The sequence below is a fragment of the Microbacterium sp. genome, from assembly GCF_051953575.1.
Taxonomy (GTDB): Bacteria; Actinomycetota; Actinomycetes; order Actinomycetales; family Microbacteriaceae; genus Microbacterium.
In genome coordinates, this window is record NZ_JBQCIP010000227.1 from 1 (window position 1) to 6118 (window position 6118).

Below are 6118 nucleotides of genomic sequence, written 5' to 3' on the forward strand. Positions count from 1 at the left end.
GCGCGCTGCGCGACGTCGACGAGGAGTTCTGCCGCGTCGAGCTCGGAGCGGACGTTGCCGAAGCCGACGGCGGCGTTGAGCAGGATCTGCAGGCGCTGGCGGCCTCGTTCGGTCTTCGCCTCCGCGCCCCGGAATCCCAGATTGAAGGCCGACCGTGCAGACACGTCATAGACGGCGAGGCGCTCGATGCCGTGGTCGTCCACACCGAAGGAGCCCACCACCACAGGCCGGACGACTCCCGAGGCGCCATGGAGGGTGGCGTCGGTGGGGCGCATCCCGCCGGCGTCCGCCAGCGGCATGCGCAGCGTGAGGAGCGATTCGAGCGGGCGGCCGACCACGTCGTCGTGGGCGCGGTTGAGCCACTGCAGCACCTGCCCGTTGGCGTCGACGATCGTGGACGCGCGGTCGACGCTGATCAGCCCGCACGTCGCGAGGCCTAGCATGGAGTGCTCGCAGCGAACGGGGTCGGGACGAAGCGGCGTCCGATCGGAGCCTTTCCGTGGGTCACGATGTGCCTCCTGGGCTTCTGCGCCGATGCCCGGGGGTGGCGAGCGGCGAGCCGTGCCGCATCGGCGAGTTGATCCCACCTTACACCGTTACTTAGGAAAATTAGTTAAATCTTCTAAATACTAGCGATCTGAGATATTCTGGCCGGTGAGCGATGAGGAGAATGGCGGTATGGGCAACGACGCGACGGGGCTGACGCTGGGGCAGGCGCTGCGTCGGTATGTCGACGCGCGCAACGCCGCCCTGAGCGCCGCACGCGCCAGCCTCGGCATCAGCGACATCGATGCGAGGGCGCTGCTGTTCGTCATCGACAATCCCGGAACCCGCCCCACGGCCCTGCGCGAGTACCTCGGCATGACCTCCGCCGGGGTGACCACCCTCATCGATCGTCTGGTCGGCCGCTCCCTCGTGCGCCGCGACGTCGATCCGGACGACCGGCGCGTCAACCGCATCACGGCGACGATCGACATCGACGAAGACCCCTGGTCGGCGCTGAACCGGTTCGACCAGGACTTCGACCTCGCCGTCGGCGCCGCCGATCAGGCGCTGGTCGGAAGCTCGGCTGCGCTGCTCGAATCCCTGACCGCGGCGACAGTGGGCACCCGGCGCTGACCTGCGCTCAGGCGACGTCGACGCCCGTGTCGTCCTTCGACTTCTGCTCCAGGAACGCGCACAACTCCGAGACGGCGGCGAGTTCGGCCGAGAGTGCGAGCAGCCCGGGGGCGTCGAGGGCGATCGCGTCTTCGCGCGGCTCCATCGTCGCGACCCACCCCGTGGCGTCCTGGGCGGCGGGCTGGATGGAGACCACGGTCGAGGCGTGATCGAGCTGGAAGGTCACCAGTCCCGTGTCCGCGCCGCCGTCGCCGTCCTGCACCACGACCCGTGCCGACGCGGCGCCCGCGCTCCCGGTCTCGCGATACTCGGCGAGCCACGCCTCCAACGTCTCCAAGTTCCGAAACGCCATCGCCACCCCTCCCGACAGCTCAGCGATGGCAAAAGTATAGGGAGACGCCCGAGTCTTCCACGAGAGCCGCAACATCATCGCTCCAGCGTGGCCGAGCGGCCCTCTCCGGGGGCGGACTCTAGCCGATGAGCGCGGTGCGCATCGGGACTTGCGGCGGTGGCATCCCTGAGGCTGACTTGAGGGATGCCCCTCAGAGAAGACCTCGCTGACGACCTCGCCGCCGCGGTCCGCACTCCCGAGATCTTCGCCGTCTACCAGCCGCAGGTCTCGCTCGAGAGCGGATCGATCGTGGCGGCGGAGGCACTGTGCCGGTGGCGGCACCCGCAGCTCGGAGACATCGACCCGGTGACCATGATCGAGGTCGCCGAGCGCACGGGTGTGATCCACGAGCTGGGGCGGAGGATGCTGGACGAGTGCCTCGACACCCTCCGCGACTGGCGCGGCATGGGTCGCGCCTGGGCGGTCACCGTCAACGTCTCGCCGGCCCAGTTCGAGGACGACTCCTTCGGCGGGCACGTCGCCGACCAGTTTGCGCGGCGCGGGTTCGGGCCCGGGTCGCTCGTGCTGGAGCTCTCGCACGACAGTCCGTCCATCGACGAGGGCGCGGCGCTGCCGCAGCTGCGCCTGCTGCGCGATCGGGGTGTCGAGATCTCACTCGGCGACTACGGCATGGACACCGTCGCGCCCGAGCGTCTGCGGCGCCTGCCGCTCACCGAGGTGAAGATCCCCGGGCACCTCGTGCGCTCGGTGGAGTCCGGCACCCGCTCTTCGCTGCACGACGAGGTCGAACGCGCCCACGCCGACGGGCTGCGCGTGGTGGCCGAGGGCATCGAGACGCTCACCCACCTCGACATCGCGGTGCAGCTGGGCTGCGACCGTGCGCAGGGCTTCCTGATCCGCGAACCCGATGCCGAGATCGTCTTCCCGTAAGTCCCGGGCGACGCGCGAACGCAACAGGTGTGCAACGGCTTCAGAGAACGGGCTGATGCGGCGAAACCGCGCGCCTAGGATCAGAGGATGACGACGGCGCGACGGCGAGGCATCCTCGCCGTCGTCACCGCGATCGTCCTGGTCGCACTCGGCGCCGGCGTCGCGCTGGCTGTCGGCGATGCGCTCGGCCTCCGCACCGAGCCGTCTTCGCAGATGCAGCCACGACCGGCCGTCGCCGCGGCCGCCACGCCGGCCGTCCTGCCGCCGGACCTCACGACCGTCACCGCGCCCGACACCGAGCGCCTGGGCGTGGCGATGGACGAGCTGCGCGACGCGATCGCCGACGCCGCCGGCACCGCGGGTGCGGCATCCCTCACCGTCGTCGACGCCCCCGAGGGCGACGACGACTCGTACACCCTCGCCGGGGACGCGACAGCCCTCACCGTCGCGGCCGCCAGCGAGGCCGGAAGCGCGCGGGCGATCTACGACCTCGCCGCACAGGTGCGGGCTGCGAAGCCGCTGACCGACCTCATCGGCGCGCATCAGGCATCCCGGCTCCCGCTGCGGATGACCGACCTCGGCGCCGTCGGCGTCACGCCCGACCCGGCCGAGTGGGAGTCGGGCGACGACTACTCGCACGCGTCGAAGGCCTTCGCGGATGTCTTCCAGGCCGAGGCGCCGTACATCGACCAGACCGCGCTCGCCGCGGCCTACGACGATTTCGACCTCTTCCTGCGGCACTCGCTCGCCAACGGGTTCAACGCCGTCGCGTTCCCCGGGTTCGTGGAGTTCGTGACCTTCGACGACGCGCCCGGCGGTCCGGTCTACGCCGAGGGCGACGAGCACCGCGCGAAGGCGCTCGCGCTCCGCGAGGCGTTCGCGCCCTTCTGGGAGCGCGCCGACGAGCTCGGCGTCAAGGTGTTCCTGCGCACCGACATGCTGGCGCTCACCGGCCCCCTCGAGCAGTACCTGCAGGACCGGTTCGGGTCGCTCGACACCGAGGACCCCGAGCTGTGGGACGTCTACACCGCCGGCCTCGACGAGCTCTACGACGCGGTGCCCGCGCTCGACGGCGTGCTCATCCGCATCGGCGAGGCGGGGCCCGTCTACGACGTGGGCGGCTGGGACTACTACTCCGCGCTCAAGGTCACCACCGTCGACGCCGTGCGCTCGATGCTCGAGGCCTTCACGGGGCAGGCGGAGGCATCCGATCGCGAAGTGATCTTCCGCACCTGGTCTGTCGGGGTGGGCGCCGCCGGCGACATGCATACCGACAGTGCCTCGTACGAGGCGGTGCTCGGCGGCATCGACTCGCCTGCCCTCATCGTCTCGACGAAGTACACGCTCGGCGACTTCTACACGTGGCTGCCGCTCAACGACACGCTCGAGCAGGGCTCGCAGCGACGGATCGTCGAACTGCAGAGCCGCCGCGAGTTCGAGAACTTCGGCTCGTTCGCCAACGACCTCGGCGCCGAGTACCAGTGGGCGCTGCAGCAGCTGCTCGCCGCGAACGACAGGATCGAAGGCGTCTGGGTGTGGACGCAGGACGGCGGGCCCTGGCGCGCCGGACCCATGACCCTCTACCTCAAGGCCGGGTTCTGGCAGCTGTACGAGCTGAACACCCAGGTGGCGGCTTCCCTCGCCCGCGACCCATCCGCCGACGTGACGCAGGTGACCGAGGACTGGGCGCGCGAGTGGTTCTCGACCGACCCGGCGACCGTCGACGCGATCGTCTCGGCCATGGGGCAGTCCCGCGACGCCATCGCGCACGGCCAGTACATCGCGCCGTTCGCGCAGCAGCGGGTGTTCGCGATCGGCCTCGAACCGCCGCCCATGATGTGGATCTTCGAGTGGGACATCCTCACCGGCGACTCCGCCGTGCTCGACGTCATGTACTCGATCGTGCGCGACGCCGACGGTGGCATCGACGCGGCCATCGCCGACGGTGAGGCGGCGGTGTCGACGGCCGCACAGATGCGTGACACTGTCGCGTCGACGGATGCCGCCACCTGGCGTTCGCCCGAGATCCGCGACGCGTTCGTGGGGGCGCTGGACTACGAGGTCGACACGCTGCGGCTGCTGTCGTCGTACCGCTCGCTGATCCTGCACCAGGGGGAGTGGCACGACACGCTGTCGCCCGATGCGCGGGCCGCGTGGGATGCCGACCGTGCGACCTTCGAGAAGCTCGCGGCCGCGCACCTGACGGCGTACGACGGCGACATCGACCACCCTGCGCTCAACCTCACGGCGGCGCGCCTGGGCATCGAGCGGTCCCACCGTGACGACACGATGGCCTGGCTCGCCCGCGGCCTGCTCGTGCTCGCGCTCGCCTGGGTCGTCATCGGCATGCTCGCCGCGCGCACCCGGCTGGTGCGACGACCGGGCGCGGCCGCCGCACGCGCCACGTGGATCGCGTCGACCCGGCCCTGGCGGGCCCGCGAGTCGACGCTCGGCATGCTCGAGCTCGACCGCTGGCTGCTCCTGGTCATCCCCGCGGCGCTGCTGGTCGCGACGCGCGCCGTGCAGACCTCGTTCCTGTCGTGGACGCACGTCGCGGTCGTGCTCGGCGCCTGGGTCGTGTTCGCCCTCGTGCTGCGGCTGTTCGTGCGCCGGCGCTCGCCGTGGCCGGTCATCGCCGCGGTGGGCGGCGTCGTGATGCTGCGCTGCATCCTCACGCTGTTCGCGCTGTCGTTCACCGGACCCGGCGGCTACTGGTACGCGTTCTGGACCGAGCCGGTGCTGCGCACGGCGTACATCGCGGTCGCCTTCGCGCTGTTCGTCTGGGTCTTCGTCGCCGCCGGCTGGGCGCTCTCGGCCCAGGTCGGCGCGCGCCGGGCGACCGGGTACGTGCTGGCAGCCGTCGGCGCCGGACTGCTCGTGCCCGCAGTCGTCATCGGGGCGGCCGGGCTCGAAGCGGCCCTCACCGTGTGGAACGACGAGATGGGCCTGCTGCCGTGGGGCCTCGCCCGCATCCTCGGCATCACGACCTACCTCGACATCCCGGCCGAGACGCCGTGGGCGGCGGCCGCGTTCGCGCTCGTGCTGCTCATCGGCGGTGTGCTGCTGGCGCTGCCCTGGGGGCGGCGGCGGGACGCGGCATCCGCTCGCCCCTGAGGGCGGTCGAACGGGCCCGGGTCCTGCTGATCCGTGTTTCCGGTCGATAACGGTTGGGAGAAAATTCCAAAACATGCGTGACACATGGTGGTTTCTTCCATAGTGTGATTCGCGGCCGGAAGGTCGACACCAGAGTGTGATCGCAGAAGAGGAGTTCAAATGAGGAAGCGCATCCTGCCCATCGCCGTGTTGGGTGTGGCAGTACTCGGCATCACCGCCTGCAGTGGCGGCGGTGGCGACAACGGAGACGATTCGGCCTCGGGTGAGGGCAAGACCCTCGACGTCTGGATCATGCAGGGCACGAACCCCGACGCCGAGCCGTTCTTCGACGAGGTCGCCGACGCGTTCAAGGAAGAGACCGGCGCCGAGCTGAACGTGGAGTTCGTGCAGTGGGCCGACGCGCACGACCGGTTCGTCACCTCGATCGCGGGCGGCACGACCCCCGACGTCGCAGAGACGGGGACCACCTGGACGCCCGAGTTCGCCGACGCCGGCGCGCTCGCGCCCATCACGGACTACATCAAGAAGGACGGCCTCGAAGACGACCTGGTCGAGGGGCTCGTGAAGTCGGGCACCTACGACGGCGAGCAGTACGGAATGCCC

General features: G+C 70.4%; 6 protein-coding genes. 4 read left to right on the top strand and 2 right to left on the bottom strand.

The features are described 5' to 3' along the window. On the bottom strand, positions 1-443 hold a 443-nt coding region (locus ACTHNQ_RS13660; protein ID WP_440334189.1), incomplete at its 3' end, for a hypothetical protein. Positions 444-654: 211 nt separating this feature from the next. Between ACTHNQ_RS13660 and ACTHNQ_RS13665 the strand changes: the two genes are divergently transcribed. Further along, positions 655-1119, top strand: a complete 465-nt coding sequence (locus tag ACTHNQ_RS13665) for a MarR family transcriptional regulator (protein WP_440334191.1) — start codon at positions 655-657, stop codon at positions 1117-1119. A gap of 7 nt (positions 1120-1126) precedes the next feature. On the opposite strand, the gene ACTHNQ_RS13670 is transcribed toward ACTHNQ_RS13665, so the two are convergent. After that, positions 1127-1471 carry a hypothetical protein gene (locus ACTHNQ_RS13670; protein ID WP_440334193.1) on the bottom strand — a complete coding sequence of 115 codons (345 nt, stop codon included), beginning with the start codon at positions 1469-1471 and terminating at the stop codon, positions 1127-1129. A 183-nt stretch (positions 1472-1654) separates the two neighbouring features. Between ACTHNQ_RS13670 and ACTHNQ_RS13675 the strand changes: the two genes are divergently transcribed. The 3 genes from ACTHNQ_RS13675 to ACTHNQ_RS13685 all read left to right on the top strand — a co-directional run. After that, positions 1655-2401, top strand: a complete 747-nt coding sequence (locus ACTHNQ_RS13675; RefSeq protein WP_440334195.1) for an EAL domain-containing protein — start codon at positions 1655-1657, stop codon at positions 2399-2401. Between the two features lie 87 nt (positions 2402-2488). After that, complete coding sequence (locus ACTHNQ_RS13680; RefSeq protein WP_440334197.1) at positions 2489-5515, top strand: hypothetical protein; 3027 nt, start codon at positions 2489-2491, stop codon at positions 5513-5515. A gap of 159 nt (positions 5516-5674) precedes the next feature. Further along, on the top strand, positions 5675-6118 hold a 444-nt coding region (locus ACTHNQ_RS13685), incomplete at its 3' end, for an extracellular solute-binding protein (protein WP_440334199.1).

Bases quoted from the DNA above. Each gene is read 5' to 3' on its own strand.
- ACTHNQ_RS13680 (WP_440334197.1), top strand. From the start codon at position 2,489: ATGACGACGGCGCGACGGCGAGGCATCCTCGCCGTCGTCACCGCGATC.
- ACTHNQ_RS13670 (WP_440334193.1), bottom strand. From the start codon at position 1,471: ATGGCGTTTCGGAACTTGGAGACGTTGGAGGCGTGGCTCGCCGAGTAT.
- ACTHNQ_RS13675 (WP_440334195.1), top strand. From the start codon at position 1,655: ATGCCCCTCAGAGAAGACCTCGCTGACGACCTCGCCGCCGCGGTCCGC.